This window comes from Nonomuraea sp. NPDC050643, assembly GCF_040654715.1.
Taxonomy (GTDB): Bacteria; Actinomycetota; Actinomycetes; order Streptosporangiales; family Streptosporangiaceae; genus Nonomuraea.
Map to the genome: position 1 here is coordinate 1 of NZ_JBFAIM010000116.1, position 24,928 is coordinate 24,928.

Sequence of the window (24,928 nt, forward strand, 5' to 3'; positions counted from 1 at the left end):
GTCAATACGCGGGTGTTCGTGCTGGATGAGTTTTTGCGGCCGGTGCCGGTGGGGGTGGTGGGGGAGTTGTATGTGGCGGGGGTGCAGTTGGCTCGTGGTTATGTGGGTCGGCCGGGGTTGAGTGCTGAGCGGTTTGTGGCGTGTCCGTTCGAGGTGGGTGGGCGGATGTATCGGACTGGGGATCGGGTGAGTTGGAACGCGGGGGGTGAGTTGTTGTTTGTGGGGCGGGTGGATGATCAGGTGAAGGTGCGGGGGTTTCGGGTGGAGCCGGGTGAGGTCAGCTCGGTGTTGGCGGGTTGTCCTGGGGTGGGGCGGGTCGTGGTGGTGGCGCGGGAGGATGTGCCGGGGGATGTGCGGTTGGTGGCGTATGTGGTGTCTGCGGGTGGGTTGGTTGATGTTGAGGTGGTGCGGGGGTTCGCGGCGGAGCGGTTGCCGGAGTACATGGTGCCGTCGGCGGTGGTGGTGCTGGATGCGTTGCCGGTGACGGTGAACGGCAAACTCGACCGCAAGGCGCTGCCCGCCCCCCGCTACACGGCAGGAGCAGGCCGTGCCCCGGCCGACCTCCGTGAGGAGGTGTTGTGCGCGGCCTTCGCTGAGGTGCTGGGGCTGGGCAGCGTGGGGGTGGATGACGACTTCTTCCGGCTGGGCGGGCATTCGCTGCTGGTGATCCGGCTCGTGGAGATGCTCCGGTCGCGTGGTGTGTCGGTGTCGGTGCGGGCGTTGTTCGAGACGCCGACGGTGACCGGGCTGGCAGCGGCGGCCGGGCCTCGGCAGGTGGAGGTTCCGGAGAACCGGATCCCGGCCGACGCGACCAGCATCACGCCGGAGATGTTGCCCCTGGTGGACCTGACCGCCGAGGAGATCGAGCGGATCGTCGCCACCGTCGAGGGTGGCGCGGCGAACGTGGCCGACATCTACCCGCTGGCGCCTTTGCAGGAGGGGTTGCTGTTCCACCACCTGCTGGCCGACGGCGGTGAGGACGCGTACGTGCTGCGGGCGGTGCTGGAGTTCGACTCGCGGGATCGGGTGGAGCAGTTCGTCGAGGCGTTGCAGCGGGTGGTGGATCGGCACGACATCTACCGCACGTCACTCGCGTGGGAGGGACTGCGCGAGCCGGTGCAGGTGGTGCGGCGCCATGCCGTGCTGCCGGTCGAAGAAGTGACGCTGGAGCCGGACTGCGCTGATCCCGCCGGTGCGCTGGTGGAGCTGGCGGGTTCGGTGATGGATCTGCATCGGGCGCCGTTGATGGGCGTGCATGTCGCGGCGGTCCCGGGTGGTGACCGGTGGCTGGCCCTCGTCCGGATGCACCACGTGGTGCGGGATCACACCGCGCTAGAGGTGCTGCTCGCCGAAGTGCGGGCGTTCCTGGCCGGTCGAGGGGCCGAACTGGCCGAGCCGCTGCCGTTCCGGAACTTCGTGGCGCAGGCGCGCGGTGGCGTCGAGGACGCCGAGCATGCGCGGTACTTCGCCGAGTTGCTGAGCGACGTGCAGGAGCCGACGGCGCCGTTCGGGCTGGTGGACGTGCGGGGCGACGGTGCCGACTCCGTGCACGAGGTGGTGCCGTTCGCTGCTGAGCTGCACGGGCGGTTGCGGGAGGTCGCGCGGCGGATCGGGGTGAGCCCGGCGACGGTGCTGCACGTGGCTTGGGCGCGGGTGCTCGCCACGGTCTCCAGTCGGTACGACGTGGTGTTCGGGACGGTGCTGTTCGGCCGGATGAACGCCGGCGCTGGGGCGGATCGGGTGCCGGGGCCGTTCATGAACACGCTGCCGGTACGCCTGCGTACGGGCGAGCTGGGTGTGCTGGGCGCGGTGAACGCCATGCGTGGCCAGCTCGCCAAGCTCCTGGAGCACGAGCACGCGCCCCTGACCGTCGCCCAGCAGGCCAGTGGGGTGGCCGGCGACACACCTCTCTTCACCTCCTTCCTCAACTACCGGCACAACGCCGGCCCGAGCGTGGACGGGGAGATGGAAGGCGTACGGCTGCTGTCCGTACGCGAACGCACCAACTATCCCCTCGTCGTCCTGATCGACGACAACGGCGACAGCACATCGGTGGCCGTCGACGCCGTCGCTCCGATCGACGCCCGGAACGTGGGCCTGCTGGTCCGCACCGCCACCGACAACCTGGTGGCCGCGCTGGAGCTGGCCCTGGACGGCGGCCCGGAACTGCCGCTGAACAGCGTGAACGTGCTCGACGAGGCGGGCCGGCACCTGGTGGTCGAGCAGTGGAACAGCACGGCGGCCGAGGGTCTCGGCACTCCGGTGGTGGCCTCCTTCGAGGCGCAGCAGCCCGATGCGGTCGCGGTCGTCGCTGACGGGACCGAGGTCACGTACGCGGAACTGGACGAGCGGGCGAACCGCCTGGCGCATGTCCTGATCGGAGAAGGAGTCCGGGCCGAGTCCGTGGTCGGGGTGTGCCTGGAGCGGGGCGCCGACCTGATCGCGACGCTGCTGGCGGTGTGGAAGGCCGGGGCGGCGTACGTGCCGATCGACCCACGGCAGCCGGTGGAGCGGATCGCGTTCATGCTGGCCGACAGCCGCGCCGTGCTCACGGTGACGAGCGAGGAGATCGCCGAAGAGTTGCCCGCGGGCCGGAGCCGCATGCTCACCCTCGACGACACGTTCACGAAGATGCGCCTGGCCGCCGCACCGGCCACCAGGCCCGAGCGGGCGATGCTCGGTGAGCAGGCCGCGTACGTCATCTACACCTCGGGCTCGACCGGCAGGCCGAAGGGCGTCGTGGTCACCCAGGCCGGCCTCGCGAACTACGTCGCCTCCGTGCCCGGACGTCTCGGGATGTCCGGCGGCCGGTACGCGCTCGTGCAAGGGCAGGCGACCGACCTGGGCAACACGGTCGTCTTCGCCGCCCTGACCACGGGCGGGCGACTGCACATCGTGCCGGAGGACGCCGCCACCGATCCGGTCGCGCTGAGCGGGTTGCGGGTGGACTACCTGAAGATGGTGCCCTCCCATCTGGCGGCGTTGGGCGAGCCGGAGCCGTTGTTGCCCGATCGGGCGCTGGTGCTGGGCGGGGAGGCGGCGGCGCCGGGCTGGGTGGAGCACCTGCTGGCGGCGGCCGAGCGGCGCGGCTGCGCGGTGTTCAACCACTACGGCCCCACCGAGACCACCATCGGCGTCGCGACGACCCGCCTGCGGGCCGGGGGCGAGGTCCCGGTCGGGACACCGGTCGCGAACACGCGCCTGTACGTGCTGGACGACGACCTGGCACCCGTGCCTCCGGGTGTGGTCGGAGAGCTGTACATCGCCGGTGCGCAGCTTGCCCGTGGCTACCTCGGCCGCCCCGGCCTGACGGGCGAACGCTTCGTGGCCTGCCCCTTCGACGGCGGGCGCATGTATCGCACCGGCGACCGGGCTCGCTGGACTCCCGACGGTGAGCTGGTCTTCGCCGGGCGGGTGGACGATCAGGTCAAGATCCGTGGCTTCCGGGTGGAGCCAGGTGAGGTCCGCGCCGTGCTGGCCAAGTGCCGGGGCGTCGATCAGGTCGTGGTGGTGGCTCGCGAGGAGACGCCGGGTGACATGCGCCTGGTCGCCTACCTGGTGGCGAGTGACGCCGAGAGCGCGAGCGAACTGCCGTCGGTGGTGCGCGGGTTCGCGGCCGAACGGCTGCCGGACCACATGGTGCCGTCGGCCTGGGTGGTGCTGGACGCATTGCCGCTGACGGCCAACGGCAAGCTGGACCGCCACGCCCTGCCCGCACCCGACCGTGCCGCGACCACCGGAGCCGGTCGCGGGCCGTCCAGCCCGCGCGAGGAGGCGCTGTGTGCCGCGTTCGCCGAGGTGCTCGGGGTGTCCGCGGTCGGCGTCGATGACGACTTCTTCGAGCTGGGCGGCCATTCGCTGCTCGCCGTCCGCCTGGTCGAGCTGCTGCGGACACGAGGCGTCTCCGTGTCGGTGCGGACGTTGTTCGACACCCCGACGGTGGCGGCGCTCGCCGGTTCGGCGGGCATCGAACGGGTGCTGCCGCCGCCCAACCTGATCCCCGAGCACGCCACGGCCATCACGCCGGACATGCTGCCCATGGTGGACCTGGACGCCGACGAGGTGGCGCGGGTCGTGGCCACCGTCGAGGGCGGCGCCGCGAACGTGGCCGACGTCTACCCCCTCGCGCCCCTCCAGGAAGGACTGCTGTTCCACCACCTGCTGGCGGACGGCGGTGACGACGCCTACGTGATGCCGGCGGTGCTGCGGTTCGACTCCAGACAGCGGCTCGACGCCTTCCTCGAAGCGTTGCGCCAGGTGGTCGCCCGGCACGACATCTACCGCACCTCGTACGTTTGGGAAGGGCTGCGCGAGCCGGTCCAGGTGGTGTGGCGCCATGCCGAGCTGCCGGTCGAGGAGGTGACCCTGGACCCGCGGGCCGCCGATCCGGTGGCCGAGCTGGTGGCGGCCGGTGGGCAGACCATGGACCTGGGGCGGCCGCCCCTGCTCGACACCCACATCGCGGCCGAACCGCAGAGCGACCGATGGCTCGTGCTGGTGCGCGCTCACCACATGGTGCGCGACGGCACCGCGCTGGAGGTGCTGCTCGCGGAGATCCTCGCCATCATGACCGGCCGCGGCGACGACCTGCCGGAGCCGCTGCCGTTCCGCGACTTCGTCGCGCAGGCCCGCGGCGGGGTGCGGCGGTCCGAGCACGAGCGGTACTTCAGGGAACTGCTGGGCGACGTCGAGGAGCCCACCGCCCCTTACAGCGTGGTGGACGTGCGGGGCGACGGCGCCGATGTCGTGCGCGCGCAGATCGCGGCCTCTCCGGAGCTGATCGGCCGCCTGCGCGAGGTGTCGCGGCGCCTGGGGGTCAGCCCGGCGACGGTGCTGCACGTCGTGTGGGCCCGGGTCGTGGCGGTGGTGTCCGGCCGGGACGACGTGGTGTTCGGGACCGTGCTGTTCGGGCGGATGAACGCGGGCATGGGCGCGGACCGCGTGCCAGGCCCGTTCATCAACACGCTTCCGGTACGCGTACGTACGGGCCTGCTCGGCGCGCGGGACGCCGTGTTCGAGATGCGGTCCCAGCTCGGCGAACTGCTGGAACACGAGCACGCGCCGCTGGCCCTGGCGCAGCAGGCGAGCGGGGTGGCGGCGGACACGCCGTTGTTCACCGCCATCCTCAACTACCGGCGGAGCACCGGGCAGGACCTGGGCGAGCGCTGGGACGAGTCGATGGAGGGCGTACGGCTCGTCTACTCGCGGGAGCGCACCAACTACCCGCTCGCGCTGCTGGCCGGCGACGACGGCGACGTCATCAGGCTGGCGGTGGACGCCGTTTCGCCGATCGACGCTCATGCGGTGGGCGCGCTGGTGCGGACCGGCGTGGAGAACCTCGTGTCCGCGCTGGAGCCGGCGCTGGACGACGGGTCTGACCTGCCGCTGCACGCCGTGTCCGTCCTGGACGAGGCCGAGTGCCGCCGGGTGCTGGCGGAGTGGAACGGCGCGGCGGTCGAGGTGGAGCCGGCGACGCTGGTCGAGTTGTTCGAGGCGCAGGTGAGGCGGACGCCTGAGGCGGTCGCGGTGGCCTCCGGCGAGGTGGAGCTGTCGTACGCGGCGCTGGACGAGCGCGCGAACCGGCTGGCCCGGCTGCTGGTCGGCCGGGGTGTGGCAGTGGAGTCGACGGTCGGCCTCGTGCTGGGGCGGGGGGTGGAATGGGTCGTCGCGGTGCTGGGAGTGCTGAAGGCGGGGGCCGCGTTCCTGCCGCTCGACCCCGTGTATCCGGCGGACCGGATCGCGTTCTCCTTGGCCGACGCGGGGGCGGCGACGGTGGTGACCTCCTCGGCGCTGGCCGGGCGGTGCCTCGATGGCGTGCAGCGGGTGGTGATCGACGATCCGGCGGTCGTCACGGAGCTGGCCGGACTGCCCGGTGCGGGGCTGGCCGCCGAGGAGCGCGTCGGGCGCCTGGTGCCGGGATGCATGGCGTACGTGATCTACACGTCGGGGTCGACCGGGCGGCCCAAGGGGGTGATGGTCACGCATGCCGGTGCGGTCAATCTGCTGACGGCCGGGGGATGGCAGGTGGGAGCCGGGGACCGGGTGCTGCAGCTCGCCTCGCCGGGTTTCGACGCCGCCTGCTGGGAGGTGCTGGTGGCGCTGTGGTCCGGCGGCTGCCTGGTGGTGGCCGACGCGCAGGATCTGCTGCCGGGCGCCGGACTGGCCGAGGTGGTGGCCCGGCTCGAGGTGAGCCACGCGCTGGTGCCGCCCTCGTCGCTGAGCGTGCTGGCGCCCTCGGATCTGGCCGGCATACGGACGCTGGTGGCGGGCGGGGAGGCGCTCGGGCCGGAGTCGGTGGCGCGATGGGGTGCGGGGCGCCGGCTGGTGAACGCCTACGGCCCGACCGAGGTGACGGTCTGTTCGGCGATGACGGACGAGCCGATGTCGGGTGACGAGGTGTCGATCGGCCGGCCCAACGTGAACACGCGGGCCTATGTGCTGGACGGGTTCCTCCGGCCGGTGCCGCCGGGGGTGGCCGGGGATCTGTATCTGGCCGGCGCGCAGGTGGCCCGTGGCTACGCCGGCCGCCCGGGGCTGAGCGCCGAGCGGTTCCTGGCCGACCCGTTCGGCCCGATGGGTGAGCGGATGTACCGGACCGGGGACCGGGTGCGGTGGACCGAGACCGGAAGGCTCGTGTTCGCCGGGCGCAGCGATGACCAGGTGAAGATCCGGGGGTTCCGGATCGAGCCGGGCGAGGTGCAGGCGGCCGTGGCCGCCCACCCCGGCGTGGTCCAGGCGGCGGTGATCGCCCGGGAGGACGTGCCGGGCGAGAAGTCCCTGGTCGCCTACGTCGTCCCGGAAGAGGAGGACGACTCGCGGCTGGCGGAGTCGGTGCGTGCGTTCGCGGCCGAGCGGCTGCCGGCGCACATGGTGCCCTCCGCCGTCGTGACGCTGGCCGCCCTGCCCGTGACCACCAGCGGCAAGCTCGACCGCAAGGCCCTGCCCGCGCCCGCGTACAAGGTGGGAGCCGGCCGAGGACCGGCCAACGCGCGGGAGGAGGTCCTGTGCGACCTGTTCGCCCAGGTGCTCGGGCTGCCCGAGGTCGGGGTGGACGACGACTTCTTCGCGCTGGGCGGGCACTCGCTGCTGGCGGTGCGGTTCGTCAGCCGGGTGCGTACGGCGCTCGGCGTCGAGGTGCCGCTGCGGACGCTCTTCAAGGCGCGGACGGTGGCCGAGCTCGCACGACAGTTCGGAGACAAGAAGCCGGCCAGACCGGCGCTACGGCCGATGCGTACCCGGGAGGGTTCCTGATGATTCCGTTGTCATTCGCGCAGCGGCGGCTCTGGTTCATCGGGCAGTTGGAAGGCCCGAGTGCGATCTACAACATCCGGATCGCCCAGCGGCTGTCGGGCGAGGTCGACCGGGTGGCCCTGAACGCGGCGCTGCGGGACGTGATCGGGCGGCACGAGGTGCTGCGGACGGTCTTCCCCGCCGTGGACGACGAGCCCCACCAGCACATCGTGCCACTGGCCGAGCTGGCCTGGGAGCTGGCGGTGGCCGAGGTGACGCCTGAGGAGCTGGAGGGGGCGATCGACGCGGCCGTGGGGCACGTGTTCGATCTGTCGGCCGAGGTGCCGGTGCGGGCGTGGTTGTTGTCGGTGTCGGGGGATGAGCACGTGCTGGTGGTGGTCGTTCATCACATCGCGGGTGATGGGTGGTCGTTGGGGCCGTTGGCGCGGGATGTGTCGCTCGCCTACGCGGCTCGGTGTGGAGGTTCGGCTCCGGAGTGGGAGCCGCTTGCTGTGCAGTATGCGGACTATGCGTTGTGGCAGCGGGAGTTGCTCGGGGATGAGCGGGACGCCGACAGCGTGATCTCGGCGCAGCTCGGCTATTGGCGCGGGGTGCTGGCGGGTGCGCCGGAGGAGCTGGAGCTGCCTTTCGACCGGCCGCGTCCGGCGGTGGCCTCTTATCGGGGGCACACGGTTGCGGTGGAGGTGCCGGCCGGGGTGCACGCGCGGGTGGTGGAGATCGCGCGGGCCGAGGGTGTGACCACGTTCATGGTGGTGCAGGCGGCGTTGGCGGTGTTGTTGTCGCGGTTGGGGGCGGGGGTCGACATTCCGATCGGCTCGACCAACGCCGGGCGTACGGATGAGGCGCTGGAGGAGCTGGTCGGGTTCTTCGTCAACACGCTGGTGTTGCGGGCCGACCTGTCGGGAGATCCGACGTTCCTTGAGCTGCTGGGCCAGGTCCAGGAGTCCAGCCTGGCGGCGTTCGACCATCAGGACGTGCCGTTCGAGCGGCTGGTGGAGGAGCTGGCGCCGTCGCGGTCCATGGCACGGCATCCGCTGGTCCAGGTGATGCTGAACCTGCAGAACACCGGCGAGGCGGCGCTGGAGCTGCCCGGTGTGCGTGCCGAGGGGCTGCCGGCGGGTGAGTCGGCGGCGAAGTTCGACCTTGAGGTGCTGGTCGGCGAGGTGTTCGACGCGAACGGGGCATCGGCTGGACTGCGGGGATCGGTGGTGGCCGCCGCGGATCTGTTCGATCGGGGGTCGGTCGAGGTCCTGGTGGCCCGGTTGACGCGGGTGCTGGCGGCGGTGACCGCTGAGCCGCGGATGCGGTTGAGCGGGGTGGAGCTTCTCGATGACGAGGAGCGGCGGCGGGTGCTGGAGGAGTGGAACGGCACGGCCGGTGATGTCGGCGCTTCGGTGGTGGAGTTGTTCGAGGCGCAGGCGGTTCGGACGCCGGGTGCGGTGGCGGTGGTTTGTGGTGGGGCGGAGTTTTCGTATGGGGAGGTGGGTGAGCGGGCTGATCGGCTGGCGCGGGTGCTGGTCTCTGAGGGGGTGGGTGTCGAGTCGGTGGTGGGGGTGTGCCTGGAGCGTGGGGTTGATCTTGTCGTCGCGTTGCTGGCGGTGTGGAAGGCCGGGGCGGCTTATGTGCCGATCGATCCTGAGCTGCCGGCGGAGCGGATCGCGTTCATGCTGGCCGACAGCCAGGCCGTGCTGACCGTCACCAGCAGGGAGATCGCGGAGGAGCTGCCGGCCGGACGGGCACGGCCGCTCGTGCTCGACGAGGAGCGGCCGGTCACGGCCCCCGCCGTGCGGCCTGAGCGGGCGATGACCGGAGAGCAGGCCGCGTACGTCATCTACACCTCGGGCTCGACGGGTCGGCCGAAGGGTGTGGTGGTGACGCAGGCGGGGCTGGCGAATTACGTGGGGTGGGCGTCCGGTGCTTATGCGGTCGGTGAAGGCGCTCCCTTGCATTCGTCGGTGGCCTTCGACCTGACGGTGACGAGTCTGTGGGTGCCGTTGGTGTCGGGGGCGGCGGTGGTGGTGAGCGCGGAGGGCTTGGAGGCGCTGCCGGACGGGCTGGGGTTGGTGAAGGTCGTTCCGGCGCATTTGGCGTTGCTGGCCGAGGTGATGCCGGGGGATGCCGGGCGGACGTGGGTGGTGGGCGGTGAGGCGTTGCCGGGTGCTTTGGTGCGGTCGTGGCTGGCGCGGTCGCCCGAGTCCGTGGTGGTGAACGAGTACGGGCCGACGGAGACGGTGGTCGGCTGTTGTGTGTTCGAGGTGCGGGCGGGCACCGAGGTCGGGGAGTCGGTGCCGATCGGGCGGCCGATCGTCAACTGCCGGTTGTATGTGCTGGATGAGTGGTTGCGGCCGGTTCCGCCTGGGGTGGCGGGTGAGTTGTACATCGCCGGGGCGCAGGTGGCCCGGGGGTATGCGGGGCGGGCGGATCTGACGGCCGAGCGTTTCGTGGCCTGCCCGTACGAGCCTGGTGTCCGGATGTACCGCAGTGGTGACGTCGCCCGCTGGAGCGGTGACGGGAACCTGGAGTACCTCGGGCGGGCCGACGATCAGGTGAAGATCCGGGAGTACCGGATCGAGCCCGGCGAGGTCCAGGCCGTGCTGGCCGCCCACCCCCACGTGGCCCAGGCGGCGGTGATCGCCCGTGAGGACGTCCCCGGCGACGTCCGCCTGGTGGCCTATGTCGCGGGCACGGACGTGCAGCCCCGCCTGCTGCACCGCTACGCCGCCGAACGTCTGCCCGGCTACATGGTGCCGTCGGCGGTGGTCGTGCTCGACGCGCTGCCGCTGACCGCGAACGGCAAGGTGGACCGCAGGGCCCTGCCGGCGCTGGAGCAGAAGACGGGCGCGGGCCGGGCCCCGGCCACGGAGCTGGAGGAGCTGCTGTGCCGGGCCTTCGCCGAGGTGCTGGGACTCTCCAAGGTCGGGGTGGAGGAGGACTTCTTCCGGCTGGGCGGGCATTCGCTGCTCGCGGTGCGGCTGGTCAGCCGGGTGCGGGCGGTGCTGGGGATGGAGGTGCCGCTGCGGCTGCTGTTCGAGGCGCCGACGGTGGCGGGGCTGGCGGGCCGGCTCGAGGGCGCCGGGGTGGCACGGCGGGCGCTGCGGGCGGTCGAGCGGCGGCCGGAGCAGGTGCCGTTGTCGTTCGCGCAGCAGCGGTTGTGGTTCATCGGCCAGCTCGAAGGGCCGAGCGCGACCTACAACGTGCCGGTCGTGCTCCGGCTGTCCGGAGCTGTCGACCGGGCCGCGTTGAACGCGGCGCTGCGGGACGTGATCGGGCGGCACGAGGTGCTGCGGACGGTCTTCCCCGCGGTGGACGGTGAGCCCCACCAGCGGATCCTGCCGTTGGAGGAGCTCGTGTGGGAGCTGTCCGCGATCGAGGTGGCGTCGGAGGAGCTCGAGGGAGCGATCGGCGCGGCGGTGGGCCAGGTGTTCGATCTGGCGTGCGAGGCGCCGATCCGGGCGTGGTTGCTGTCGGCGTCGGCGGACGAGCACGTGCTGGTGGTGGTCGTCCATCACATCGCCGGTGACGGGTGGTCGCTGGGGTTGCTGGCGCGGGACGTGTCGGTCGCGTACGCGGCCCGGCGCGGCGGTGCGGCTCCATGGTGGGAGCCGTTGCCCGTGCAGTACGCCGACTACGCGCTGTGGCAGCGCGAACTGCTGGGCGAGGACCAGGACGACGACAGCGTGATCGCGCGGCAGCTCCGATACTGGCGGGACGCGCTGACCGGCCTGCCGGAGGAGCTCGCGCTCCCGGTCGATCGGCCACGGGCGGCGGTGGCCTCGTACCGGGGGCACACCGTGCCGGTCGAGGTTCCGGCCGAGGTGCACGCGCGGCTGGTCGACGTGGCGCGGGCCGAGGGCGTCACGACCTTCATGGTGGTGCAGGCCGCGCTCGCCGTGCTGCTGTCACGGCTCGGAGCCGGCAACGACATCCCGATCGGGTCGCCGAACGCGGGACGCATGGACGAGGCGCTGGACGACCTCGTCGGCTTCTTCGTCAACACGCTCGTCCTGCGTACCGACCTGTCCGGAAATCCGACGTTCCGTGAGCTGCTGGGGCGGGTGCGCGAGTCGAGCCTGGCCGCCTTCGACCACCAGGACGTGCCGTTCGAGCGGCTGGTCGAGGAGCTGGCCCCGTCGCGGTCGATGGCGCGGCACCCGCTGTTCCAGGTGCTGTTCACCCTGCAGAACACCGGTGAGGCGGCGCTGGAACTGCCCGGCGTGCGGGTCACCGGGATGCCGGTGGAGGAGGCGCCGGCCAAGTTCGACCTGGAGCTGAGCCTGACCGAGCTGTCCGGCCCCTCGGGAGCCCCGTCGGGGCTGCGCGGGGCGCTGCGGGCCGCCGCGGACCTGTTCGACCGGGAGTCGGCCGAAACGCTGGTGGCGCGGTGGATGCGGGTGCTGGACACGCTGACCGCCGCGCCGGGGACCCGGCTGAGCGGCGTGGACGTGCTGGACGCCGAAGAGCGGCGCCGGGTGGTGGAGGAGTGGAACGACACCGCTGCCGAACGGCCGTCCGGGACGTTGGCGGAGCTGTTCGAGGCGCGGGTGGCCGCGGTCCCGGACGAACTCGCACTGGTCGGCGACGGGCTGGAGCTGACCTTCGCGGAGGTGGACGCGCGGGCGAACCGGCTGGCGCGAGTGCTGGTGGCGCGCGGCGCCGGGGTGGAATCCGTGGTCGGGGTGTCTCTGGAGCGCGGTGTCGATCTGGTGGTCGCGCTGCTGGCCGTGTTGAAGGCCGGGGCCGCCTATCTGCCGGTGGATCCGGACTACCCGGCCGAGCGGATGGCGTACCTGGTCGAGCAGGCCGGGGCGGTCTGTGTGATCACCTCGTCCGGCGTGGGGCTGCCCGGCGGGGTCGCGAAGGTGGTGGTGGACGATCCGGCGGTGATCGCGGAGCTGGCGGGCCTGCCGGACCGGGGACTCACCGCCGTCGAGCGCGGCGGCGTGCCGACCGGCGCGAACGCGGCGTACGTGATGTTCACCTCCGGCTCCACCGGCCGGCCCAAGGGCGTGGTGGTGCCGCACGCGGGCGTGGTGAACCGGCTGGCCTGGATGCAGCAGCGGTTGCGGTTGCCGCAGGGCACACGGGTGCTGCAGAAGACGTCGTTCGGGTTCGACGTGTCGGTGTGGGAGTTCTTCTGGCCGCTGCTGTGGGGTGGCGTGCTGGTCCTGGCCCGGCCCGGCGGGCATCGCGACGCCGCCTACCTGGCGGAGTTGATCCGCCGCGAACGGGTGAGCGTGGCGCATTTCGTGCCGTCGATGCTGGAGGTGTTCCTGGCCGAGCCGGCCGCCGCGCAGTGCGGCGGCCTGCAATGGGTGGCCTGTTCGGGTGAGGCGCTGCCGCTCCACGCGACACGGCGGTTCTTCGAGGTGCTGGACGGCGTGCGGCTGGAGAACTACTACGGGCCCACCGAGGCGTCGATCGAGGTCACCGCCTGGGAGTGCCCGCCTGACTGGGCCGGGAGCTCGGTGCCGATCGGGCGGCCGGTGGCCAACACCCGGGCGTACGTGCTGGACGAGTTCCTCCGGCCGGTGCCGCCGGGCGTGGTCGGTGAGCTGCACATCGCCGGGGTTCAGGTGACCCGCGGCTACACCGGCCGTCCCGGGCTGACGGCCGAGCGGTTCGTGGCGTGCCCGTTCGGCCCGGGCGGGGAGCGGATGTACCGGACCGGGGACCGGGTGAGCTGGTCGGCCGACGGTGAGCTGCAGTTCGCCGGGCGTGCCGACGACCAGGTGAAGATCCGCGGGTTCCGGGTCGAGCCCAGCGAGGTCGGCCTGGTCCTGGCCGCCTGTCCCGAGGTGGGGCAGGTGGCGGTGCTGGCGCGGGAGGACGTGCCGGGCGATGTGCGGCTGGTGGCCTATATGGTCCCCTCCGGCGGCGGGACGGCCTCCGGCGAGGCGCACATGGCGGAGGTCGTGCGGCGGTTCGCCGGGGAGCGGCTGCCCGAGTACATGGTGCCGTCCGCCGTGGTCGTGCTGGACGCGTTGCCGGTGTCGGTCAACGGCAAGCTCGATCGCAAGGCTCTGCCCGCTCCCGCGTACACCGTGAGCTCCGGGCGGCGGCCGGGCACCCGTGAGGAGGAGGTTCTGTGCGAGGCGTTCGCGGAGGTGCTCCGCCTGGAGAACGTCGGCGTCGATGACGACTTCTTCCAGCTCGGCGGGCATTCGCTGCTGGCGGTGCGGCTGGTCAGCCGGATCCGGGCGCTGCTCGGCGTGGAAGTGCCGTTGAAGGACCTGTTCGAGGCGCCCACGGTCGCCCGGCTCGCCTCCCGGCTGGCCGGTGCCGGGATCGCCCGCAGGGGGCTCGCGCGGATGGAGCGGCCGGAGCGGGTGCCGCTGTCGTACGCGCAGCAGCGGCTCTGGTTCATCGGCCAGCTCGAAGGGCCGAGCGCCACGTACAACATCCCGGTGTCGTTGTCCCTTTCGGGGGACGTGGACGTGGCGGCGCTCGGCGCTGCGTTCCGGGACGTGATCGGGCGGCACGAGGTGCTGCGCACGACCTTCCCCGTGGTCGGCGGCGAGCCCTGCCAGCGGATCCTCCCGGTCGCCGAGCTCGGCTGGGAGCTCCCGGTGATCGACGTCACCGCCGCGGAGCTGCCCGGCGCGGTCGCCGAGGCCGCCGGGCACGTCTTCGACCTGTCGTCGGAGCCGCCGATCCGGGCGTGGCTGTTCTCGGCGTCGCCGGACGAGCACGCGCTGGTGGTCGTGGTCCACCACATCGCCGGGGACGGGGCCTCGATGGGGCCGCTGGCCGCCGACCTCTCCGCGGCCTACCGCGCCAGACGCGCGGGCACGGCTCCGGAGTGGCGGCCGATGCCCGTGCAGTACGCCGACTACGCGTTGTGGCAGCGGGAGTCGCTCGGCGACGAGCGGGATCCGGAAAGCGTGATCTCCGGGCAGGTCGCGTACTGGCGTGAAGCGCTGGCCGGGGCGCCGGAGGAGCTGGAGCTGCCCTTCGACCGGCCACGGCCGGAGGCGGCCTCGCATCGCGGGCACCTGGTGCCGATCGACGTGCCGGCCGAGGTGCACGTCCGGCTGGCGGAGCTGGCGCGGCGCGAGGGCGTCACCACCTACATGGCGGTGCAGGCCGCGCTCGCCATGCTGCTGTCGCGGCTCGGGGCCGGGACCGACATCCCGATGGGCGCGGCCACCGCCGGACGGAACGACGAGGCGCTCAACGATCTCGTCGGGTTCTTCATCAACACGCTCGTCGTGCGGACGGACCTGTCCGGGGATCCGACGTTCCGTGAGCTGCTCGGGCGGGTGCGGGAGCGGAGCCTGTCGGCCTTCGCGCACCAGGACGTGCCGTTCGAGCGGCTGGTGGAGGAGCTGGCGCCGTCGCGGTCGATGGCGCGGCATCCGCTGTTCCAGGTGATGTTCAAGGTCCAGAACAACGCCGAGGCGGTGCTGGACCTGCAAGGCGTACGGGCCGAGGGGATCTCGGCGGGGACGTCGGCGGCCAAGTTCGATCTGGACTTCACAGTGGTGGAGGTGCCGGGGTCGGGCGGGTTGCGCGGGTCGCTGGTGGCCGCGGCCGACCTGTTCGATCGGCGGTCGGCGGAGACGCTGGCTTCGCGGTTGGTGCGAGTGCTGGATGCGGTGACCGCTGAGCCGTCGACGCGGTTGAGTCAGGTCGGGGTGCTGGACGGGGTCGAGCGGCGTCGGGTGCTGGTGGAGTGGAATGACACGGCGGTCGAGGTGGGGGCCGGGTCGTTGGTGGAGTTGTTCGAGGCGCAGGTGGCGCGGTCGCCGGGTGCGGTGGCGGTGGTGGCCGGGGGCGTGAGTCTGTCGTATGGGCGGGTGGATGAGCGGGCGAACCGGCTGGCGCGGTTGCTGGTCGCGAGGGGTGTCGGGGCGGAGTCGGTGGTCGGTGTCTGCCTCGAACGCGGTGCTGACCTGATCGTGGCGTTGCTGGCGGTGCTCAAGGCGGGTGGCGCTTATGTGGCGCTGGATCCGGCGTACCCGGGGGAGCGGTTGCGGTGGATGGTCGCCGATGCCGCGCCGGTGGTGGTGCTGGCCTCGGCCCGGACGGCGGACGTGGTTCAGGGCGACGTGGTGGTGCTGGACGATCCGGCGGTGGTCGCCGAGCTGGCCGGTCATTCCGGGGATGCGCTGGGCGTTGAGGTGGGTGGTGGTAACGCGGCGTATGTGGTGTACACGTCGGGGTCGACGGGTCGGCCGAAGGGTGTGGTGGTGCCGCATCGGGGTGTGGTGGGTCTGTGTGGGTGGCTGGGTGGGAGTGTGCTGGTGGGGGTGGAGCGGGTGGCGTTGACGACGTCGGTGTCGTTCGATGCGTCGTGGAATCAGTTGGCGGCGTTGTTCACGGGTCGTGAGTTGCATGTGGTGGATGGGGAGACGTGGTTGGACGCGGGGCGGTTGGTGGCGTGGCTGGCTGAGAGTGGGGTGGACTTTGCGGAGGTGACGCCGTCGTACGCGCAGGTGCTGGTGGAGGCCGGGTTGCTGGAGCGGGCCGGGCTGAAGCGGCTCGGCGTGGGCGGCGAGGCGGTGCCGCGGGGGCTGTGGGAGCGGCTGACCGCGTCCGGGGTGCCTGGGTTCAACTTCTACGGCCCGAGCGAATGCACGGTGGACACCGCGGTCGCCCGGATCGGTGGTGCCGGAGGACCGGTGGTGGGGCCGCCCGTGGCCAACACGCGGGCGTACGTGCTGGATGAGCGTCTTTCGCCGGTGCCGGTAGGGGTGGCGGGTGAGCTGTACGTCGCCGGCGATGGGGTGGCGCGGGGGTACGCCGGTCGTCCCGGGTTGACGGGTGAGCGGTTCGTGGCGTGTCCGTTCGAGCCTGGTGTGCGGATGTATCGCAGCGGGGACCGGGTGCGCTGGTCATCCGACGGTCAGCTCGTCTTCCTGGGGCGGGTGGACGACCAGGTGAAGGTGCGCGGCTTCCGGGTGGAGCCGGGCGAGGTCGGCGCGGTGCTGGCGGAGTGCCCAGGGGTCGGGCAGGTCGCGGTGGTGGCGCGGGAGGACACACCGGGGGACGTGCGGCTGGTGGCCTACGTGGTCCCGGTGGACGCCCACCAGACGGGCCTGAGCGAGACGGCACGGCGCTTCCTGGGCGAGCGGCTGCCCGAATACCTGGTGCCGTCGGCGGTGGTGCTGCTGGACGTGCTGCCGCTGACGGCGAACGGGAAGGTGGATCGCCGGGCCCTGCCGGTCCCGGAGTACGCGGCCAAGGTGGGACGCGGACCCGCCGACGCTCGCGAAGAGGTGGTGTGCGCGGCGTTCGTCGAAGTGCTGGGCGTCGGAAGCGTCGGCGTGGACGACGACTTCTTCGCGCTCGGCGGGCAGTCGTTGCTGGCGATCCGGGTGGTCGCGTTGCTGCAGGCGCGTGGGGTGTCGGTGTCGGTGCGCTCGTTCTTCCAGGCGCCCACCCCGGCCGGGCTCGCGCGGTCGGTCGCCGAGGCGCGCGTGCCGGTGCCGGACAACGCGATCCCGGCGGACGCCACCGCGATCACCCCGGAGATGCTGCCGCTGGCCGAGCTGACGGCGGAGGAGATCGACCGGGTCGTGGCCACGGTCGACGGCGGCGCCGCGAACGTCGCCGACATCTACCCCCTCGCTCCCCTACAGGAGGGGCTCCTGTTCCACCACCTGCTCGCCGAGGACGGCCAGGACGCCTACGTGCAACCGACCGTGGTCGAGTTCGACTCCCGCGCCCGGCTGGACGCCTTCGCCGACGCGCTCCAGCAGGTCGTGAACCGCCACGACATCTACCGCACCTCGATCGTCTGGGAAGGGCTGCGCGAGCCCGTCCAGGTCGTGTGGCGGCGGGCCGTGCTCCCCGTGCACGAGGTGACGCTCGACCCGCAGGGGGGCGACCTCGCCGAACGCCTGGTGGCGCACGTCGGCCGGACCATGGATCTCGGCCGGGCGCCGCTGATGAGCATCCACCTCACGCCCGTCCCCGGCAGCGCCCGATGGCTGGGACTGGTGCGGGTGCACCACATGGCGCAGGACCACGCCGCGCTCGAAGTGGTGATCGACGAGGTACGGGCGATCCTCGCGGGACGCGGCGCCGACCTGCCCGAACCGCTGCCGTTCCGCGGCTTCGTGGCCCAGGCCCGCAACGCCGTCAGCCGCGCCGAGCACGAGCGGTACTTCGCCGGCCTGCTCGGCGACGTGACCGAGCCGACCGCCCCGTACGGCGTGCTGGACGTGCGCGACCACGGCACCGACTCCGTACGCGAGATCGTGCCCTTCCCGCCCGAGCTGGACCGGCGGGTGCGCGAGATCTCCCGGCGGGTCGGCGCCAGCCCGGCGACCCTCCTGCACGTGGCGTGGGCCAGGCTGCTCTCCGTGCTGTCCGGCCGCGACGACGTGGTGTTCGGGTCGGTGCTGTTCGGCCGGATGAACGCGGGCGCCGGCTCCGACCGCGTGCCCGGCCCCCACATGAACACCCTCCCGGTACGCGTCCGCACCGAGGGGACCGGCGTGCTCGAAGCGGTCGGCGCGATGCGCGGCCGGCTCGCCGACCTCGTCCGGCACGAGCACGCCCCGCTGGCGCTCGCGCGGCAGGCCAGCGGCGTCACCGGCGACACGCCGCTGTTCACCGCCCTGCTCAACTACCGCCACAACACCGGCGGGGCCCAGGAAGCGGGCGGGGCGATACCGGGCATCAGGCTGCGCCACTCCGAAGACCGCGACAACTACCCGCTCACCGTCTCGGTGGACGACGGCGGCGACCGGCTCTCGCTGGCCGTGGACGCCGTCGCCCCGATCGACCCGCGGGCCGTCGGCACACTGCTGCGCACCACCACGGACAACCTCGTGTCCGCGCTGGAGTCGGTGCTGGACGGCGACCCCGACCTGCCACTGAGCGCCGTGGACGTGCTCGACGCCGCCGAACGCGAGCGGGTGCTGCACGCCTGGAACGACACGACGGTCCAGGTCCGGCCCGCGACGGTGACGGAGCTGTTCGAGGCCCAGGCGGCACGGACCCCGGACGCGGTCGCGGTGACCTCTGACGGCGACGCCGTCACGTACGCGGAGCTGAACGCGCGGGCCAACCGGCTGGCCCGGCTGCTGGCGGGGCGGGGCGTGGGCCCGGAGTCCGTGGTCGCGCTGGTGATGGAGCGCGGTGTCGAGCTGATGGCCGCGGTGCTCGGCGTGCTGAAGGCGGGAGGCGCGTACCTGCCCGTGGACCCGGAGTATCCGGCCGGGCGCATCGCGTACATGATCGAGGACGCGGCGCCGGCGATGGTGCTGGCCTCGGCCGCGACGGCGCGGACGGTGCCCGGCGCGGTCGTCGTGGACTCGGAGGCGACGGCCGCGGCGCTGCGCGGGCTGCCCGGCGACGACCTGGGGCCCCGGGTGCTGCCCGGGCACCCCGCGTACGTGATCTACACCTCCGGCTCGACCGGCCGTCCGAAGGGCGTGGTCCTCACCCACGAGGGGTTCGCCAACACGGCGGAGGCGCTCGCCCGGCGCTACCCGACCAAGGTGGGCCCCGGGTCGCGGATGCTGCAGTTCGCGTCCGTCAGCTTCGACATGTTCTGCTCCGAATGGGCACTGGCCCTGCCCGCCGGCGCCACGCTCGTCGTCGTGCCAACGCACCGGCGGCTCGGCGCGGAGCTCGCGGCGTTCATCGCCGGCGAAGGCATCACCCACGCCGCGTTCCCGCCCGCCGTGCTCGCCGGCATGGAGGACGGCGACGTCCCCGCCGGCGTCGTCATCGACGTGGGCGGCGAGGCCCTGCAGGCCGAGCTGGTCGAGCGGTGGGCGCCGGGCCGGGAGATGTTCAACTCCTACGGCCCCACCGAGACCACCGTGGACGCGGCGGTGTGGGAGTGCCGGGCGGGCGCGGACGACGTGCCCATCGGCACGCCGATCGCCAACACGCAGGTGTACGTCGTGGACGAGCACCTGGCGCCGGTGCCGGTGGGCGTGGCGGGCGAACTGTACGTCGCCGGGGCCGGGCTGGCGCGCGGCTACCTGGGACGCCCCGGGCTGAGCGCGGAGCGGTTCGTGGCCGACCCGTTCGGGCCGGTCGGGACGCGGATGTACCGGACCGGGGACCGGGTGCGGTGGAACGCCGACGGTGAGTTGGTGTTCGCCGGGCGGGTGGACGACCAGGTCAAGATCCGCGGCTTCCGGATCGAGCCGGGCGAGGTGCGGGCCGTGATCGCCGCCCACCCGCTGGTCGAGCAGGCCGCGGTCGTCTCCCGCGAGGACACGCCGGGCGACGTGCGCCTGGTCGCCTACGTGGTGCCCGCCGGAGCCGCACCCGATGCGGGCGTGCCGGATGCGGGCGCACCCGTACGGACCGGTGCGGGTGGTCTCGCCGCCGCCCTGCGGAGCCACGCGGCCGAGCGGCTGCCCGGCCACATGGTGCCGTCCGCGGTCGTGATCATGGACGCGCTGCCGCTGACCGTCAACGGCAAGCTCGACCGCGCGGCGCTGCCTGTACCCGATCACACGGCCGGGCCCGCCACCCGCGCGGCCACCCCGCAGGAGGAGATCCTGGGCGGCCTGTTCGCGCAGGTGCTGGGCCTGCCCCAGGTGGACGTGGACGACGACTTCTTCGCGCTCGGCGGCCACTCGCTGCTGGCGGTGCGGCTGATCAGCCGCGTACGGACGATCATGGGCATGGAGGTGCCGCTGCGCGCGCTGTTCGAGGCGCCGACCGCGGCCGCGCTCGCCGCCCACCTCGACGCGGCCCGCCGCACCGGCGCCGCCGCCGTGCAGGCCGCGCTCACCCCGATGAGGCGCCCGGAACGGATCCCGCTGTCGTTCGCCCAACGCCGGCTGTGGTTCATCGGCCAGCTCGAAGGCCCGAGCGCCACGTACAACGTCCCCGTCGCGCTGCGCCTGCGTGGCACCCTCGACCTCGGCGCGCTCCGCCTGGCCCTGCGCGACGTCGTCGGGCGGCACGAGGTGCTGCGGACCCGGTTCCCGGCCGCCGACGGGGAGCCGTACCAGGAGGTCGTCCCGCTGGAGGAGCTGGCGCTGGACCTGCCGGTGACCGACGTGCCGCTCGCCGACCTGGACGAGGCGGTCGCCACCGCCGCCCGCTACGTGTTCGACCTGGCCGACGAGGTGCCCTTCCGGGCGTGGTTGTTCCGGATCGCGCCGGACCAGCACGTGCTGGCCGTGACGATCCACCACATCGTCAGCGACGGCGCCTCCACCGGGCCGATGGCCCACGACCTGTCCATCGCCTACGCCGCGCGCCGCGCGGGCCGGCCGCCGGGATGGGCGCCGCTCCCGCTCCAGTACGCCGACTACACCCTGTGGCAACGCGAACTGCTCGGCGACGAGCGGGATCCCGGCAGCGTCATCTCCGGCCAGGTCGCCTACTGGCGGCAGGCCCTGGCCGGCGCGCCGGAGGAGCTGACGCTGCCCTTCGACCACCCGCGCCCGGCCGTGGCAACCCACCGCGGCCACCCGGCGCCCATGGAGGTCCCGGCCGAGGTGCACGCTCGGCTGAGAGAGGTGGCGCGGGGCGAGGGCGTCACCATGTTCATGGTCCTGCACGCCGCGCTCGCCATGCTGCTGTCCCGCGTCGGAGCGGGCACCGACATCCCCATCGGCTCCCCGAACGCGGGCCGCACCGACGAGGCGCTCGACGGTCTGGCCGGCTCCTTCGTCAACACGCTCGTCCTGCGTACCGACCTGTCCGGCGACCCCACGTTCGCCGAGGTGCTGACCCGGGTACGGGAGACCGGCCTCAGCGTGTTCGCCCACCAGGACGTGCCGTTCGAGCGGCTCGTCGAGGAGCTGGCGCCGAGCCGGTCCATGGGCCGCCACGCCCTGTTCCAGGTCATGCTGACCCTGCAGAACACCCTGGACGAAGAGCTCGACCTGCCCGGCCTGCACACCGAGGCCCTGCAGACCAGCGGGTCCACGGCCAAGTTCGACCTCGACGTCATCATGGGTGAGGCGTTCGACGCCGGCGGCGCCCCGGCCGGCGTACGCGCCATGATCACCGCCGCGGCGGACCTGTTCGAGCCCGGCACCGTCGCCGCGCTGGCCGGGCGGCTGGCGCGCGTGCTGGAGAGCGTCTCCCGCGACCCGCGCATCCGGCTCAGCGCCCTCGACGTGCTCGACCCCGGCGAACGCCACCACGTCCTGACCGGCTGGAACGACACCGCGGCCCCCGACGTGCCGCCCGCGTCCGTGGCGGACCTGTTCGAGGCCCAGGTGGCGCGCACACCCGACGCGGTCGCCGTGGTGGCGGGCGACACCGGGCTGACCTACGCCGAGCTCGACCAACGGGCGGAACGGCTGGCGCGGCTCCTGGCCGGGCGCGGCGTCGGCCCGGAGTCGGTGGTCGGCGTGTGCCTGGAACGCGGGGCCGACCTGATCGTCGCGCTGCTGGGCGTGCTCAAGGCCGGCGGCGCGTACCTGCCGATCGACCCGGCGTACCCGGCCGACCGGATCGCGTACATGGTGGCCGACGCCGTGCCGGTGGTGGTGCTGGCCTCGGCCGCGACGGCGGACGTGGCGGCGGTGCCGGGCACGGCCGCACTCATGGTGGACGACCCGTCGCCGGGCGCCCCCGTGGACAGGACCGGCCGGTCGGTGGCGCAGCCGGCGTACGTCATCTACACCTCCGGCTCGACCGGCCGGCCCAAGGGCGTGCTGGTCTCCCACACCGGCGTGGCCGGGCTGGTCGCGGGCCAGATCCGCGCCCTCGGCGTCGGGCCGGGAAGCCGCGTGGGGCAGTTCGCGTCGGCGAGCTTCGACACGTTCGGCTGGGAGTGGATGATGGCGCTGCTGTCCGGGGCGGCGCTGGTGGTGATCCCGCCCGAGCGGCGGCTGGGCGAGGAACTGCCCGCGTTCCTCACCGAACAGCGGGTGACCCACGTGACGCTGCCGCCCGCGGTGCTGGCCACGCTGGACGAGAGCTCGCTCGCCCCCGACGTCGTCGTGGTGGTCGCCGGGGAGGCGTGCGCGCCGGACGTCATGGCGCGGTGGGCGCGCGGCCGGCGCATGTTCAACTCGTACGGGCCGACCGAGACCACCGTGGACGCCACCCTCTGGCGGTGCGACCCCGACGCCGGCCAGGTGCTGATCGGCTCCCCCGTCATGAACACGCAGGTGTACGTCCTGGACGAGCACCTGTCGCCCGTACCGGTCGGCGTCGTCGGCGAGCTCTACGTCGCCGGGGCCGGGCTGGCGCGCGGCTACCTCGGACGACCCGGGCTGAGCGCCGAGCGGTTCGTGGCCGACCCGTTCGCCGCGACCGGGACGCGGCTCTACCGCACCGGCGACCTCGCACGATGGACGCCGCAGGGCGAGCTGGCCTTCGCCGGCCGCGGCGACGACCAGGTGAAGATCCGCGGCTTCCGCATCGAGCCGGGCGAGATCGAGAACGTGCTCCTCACGCACCCGCACGTCTCCCAGGCCGCGGTCATCATGCGCGAGGACGAGCCGGGCGACAGACGCCTGGCCGCCTACGTCGTCCTGACCGACGGCGTGGACCACGCCGACCCGTCGGTGCTCGAACTCGCCGCCGAACGTCTCCCCGACTACATGGTCCCCTCGGCCGTGGTGGCGCTGGAGGCGCTGCCGCTGACGGTCAACGGCAAGCTCGACCGCAAGGCGCTGCCCCGGCCTGATTACGCGGCCCGAACCGCCGCGCCCGCCGACCGCCGGCCGCCGAACGCGCGGGAGGAGATCCTGTGCGGCGTGTTCGCGCAGGTGCTGGGGCTGCCCCAGGTGGGCGTGGACGACGACTTCTTCGCCCTCGGCGGCCACTCGCTGCTGGCGGTGCGGCTGGCCAGCCGTATTCGCGCGGTCCTCGAGGTCGACCTGGACATCCGTGTCCTGTTCGAGGTGCCGACCGTGGCCGGGCTCACCGCCCGGCTGGCCGACGACGGCACCGCCCAGGCGCCGCTCACGCCGATGGAACGTCCGGAACGGGTGCCGCTGTCGTTCGCGCAGCAGCGGTTGTGGTTCATCAGCCAGTTGGAGGGGCCGAACGCCACCTACAACGACCCGATCGCGCTGCGCCTGTCCGGCGACGTCGACCGGGACGCCCTCGGCCTGGCCCTCCGAGACGTGATCGGCCGGCACGAGGTGCTGCGGACGGTCTTCCCCGTCGCCGACGGCGAGCCCTACCAGCGCGTCCTGCGGCCCGACGAGCTGACCTGGGAGCTGTCGGTGTCCCAGGTCGCCCCCGCCGGCCTGCCGGAGGCGGTGGCCGGCGCCGCTGGGTACGCCTTCGAACTGTCGTCGGAGGTGCCCATCCGGGCCTGGTTCTTCGAGGCCGGGCCGGACGAGCGGGTGCTGGTCGTGGTGATCCACCACATCGCCGGCGACGGATGGTCGATCGGGCCGCTCGCCCGGGACGTCTCGGTGGCGTACGCGGCGCGGCGCGGCGGGCGGGCTCCGGTGTGGGAGCCGTTGCCGGTGCAGTACGCCGACTACGCGCTGTGGCAGCGGGAGCTGCTCGGCGACGAGCGGGACCCGGAGAGCGTGATGTCGCGGCAGGTGGCGTATTGGCGGGAGACGCTGGCCGGTGCCCCGGAGGAGCTGGCGCTGCCGTTCGACCGGCCACGCCCGGCGGTCGCCTCTCATCGGGGGCACAGCGTGCCGCTGCTGGTCCCGGCCGAGGTGCACGCGCGGCTGGTGGAGGTGGCGCGGGCCGAGGGCGTCACGATGTTCATGGTGTTGCAGGCCGCGCTGGCGGTGCTGCTGTCGCGGCTCGGTGCCGGGACCGACGTCCCGATCGGGTCGGCGAACGCGGGTCGTACGGACGTGGCGCTGGACGACCTGGTGGGGTGCTTCGTCAACAGCCTGGTCGTACGGACGGACCTGTCCGGTGACCCCGAGTTCCGTACGCTGCTGGGGCGGGTACGAGAGCGCAGCCTGGCGGCGCTCACCCACCAGGACGTGCCGTTCGAGCGGCTGGTGGAAGAGCTGGCCCCGTCGCGGTCGATGGCCCGCCACCCGCTGTTCCAGATCGTCTTCACCATGCAGAACAACGCCGAGGCCGTGCTCGACCTGCCCGGAGTCCGGGCCGAGGGGATGTCGGCGGGGACGTCGGCGGCCAAGTTCGACCTCGACGTGCTCGTGGGCGAGGCGTTCGACGGGCAAGGCGCGCCTGCGGGGGTGCGGGGCTCGGTGACGGTGGCGACCGATCTGTTCGACCCGGAGTGGGCCGATCGGATCGCGGGCTACTGGGTGCGGGTGCTGGAGGCTGTGGGGGCCGATTCGCGGACCCGGTTGAGCGAGGTCGATCTGCTCGGGGAGACCGAGCGGCGGCGGGTGCTGGAGACGTGGAACGACACCGCGTCGGGTGCTGCCGGCGTACCGGTGGTGGAGCTGTTCGAGGCTCAGGTGGTGCTTCGGCCTGACGAGGTCGCGGTGGTCGCGCCGGACGGTCAGGAGGTCTCCTACGCGCACTTGGACGAGCGGGCCAACCGGCTGGCCCACGTCCTGACCTCAGAGGGTGTGGGCGTCGAGTCGGTGGTCGGGGTGTGCCTTGACCGTGGCGTCGATCTCCTGGTGGCATTGCTGGCGGTGTGGAAGGCCGGGGCCGCTTATGTGCCCATCGATCCCCGGCAGCCGGTGGAGCGGATCGCCTACATGCTCACCGACAGCCGCGCGGTGCTGACCGTCACCAGTGAGGAGATCGCCGAGGAACTCCCGGCCGGGCGGAACAGGCTGCTGATCCTCGACGACACCTTCACGACCTTGCGCCTGTCGGCAGCCTCGGTGTC

The 24,928-nt window shown here is 72.9% G+C and carries 2 protein-coding genes; both read left to right on the forward strand.

The annotated features are described in order from the left end of the window. Positions 1–18 precede the first annotated feature (18 nt). Entirely contained in the window at positions 19–7,251 is a 7,233-nt protein-coding gene (locus AB0I15_RS64410) for an amino acid adenylation domain-containing protein (protein ID WP_358119977.1), read from the forward strand. Further along, positions 7,251–24,928 (forward strand): non-ribosomal peptide synthase/polyketide synthase (locus AB0I15_RS64415; RefSeq protein ID WP_358119979.1); only part of this gene is annotated, 17,678 nt, incomplete at its 3' end. The genes AB0I15_RS64410 and AB0I15_RS64415, both read left to right, overlap by 1 nt.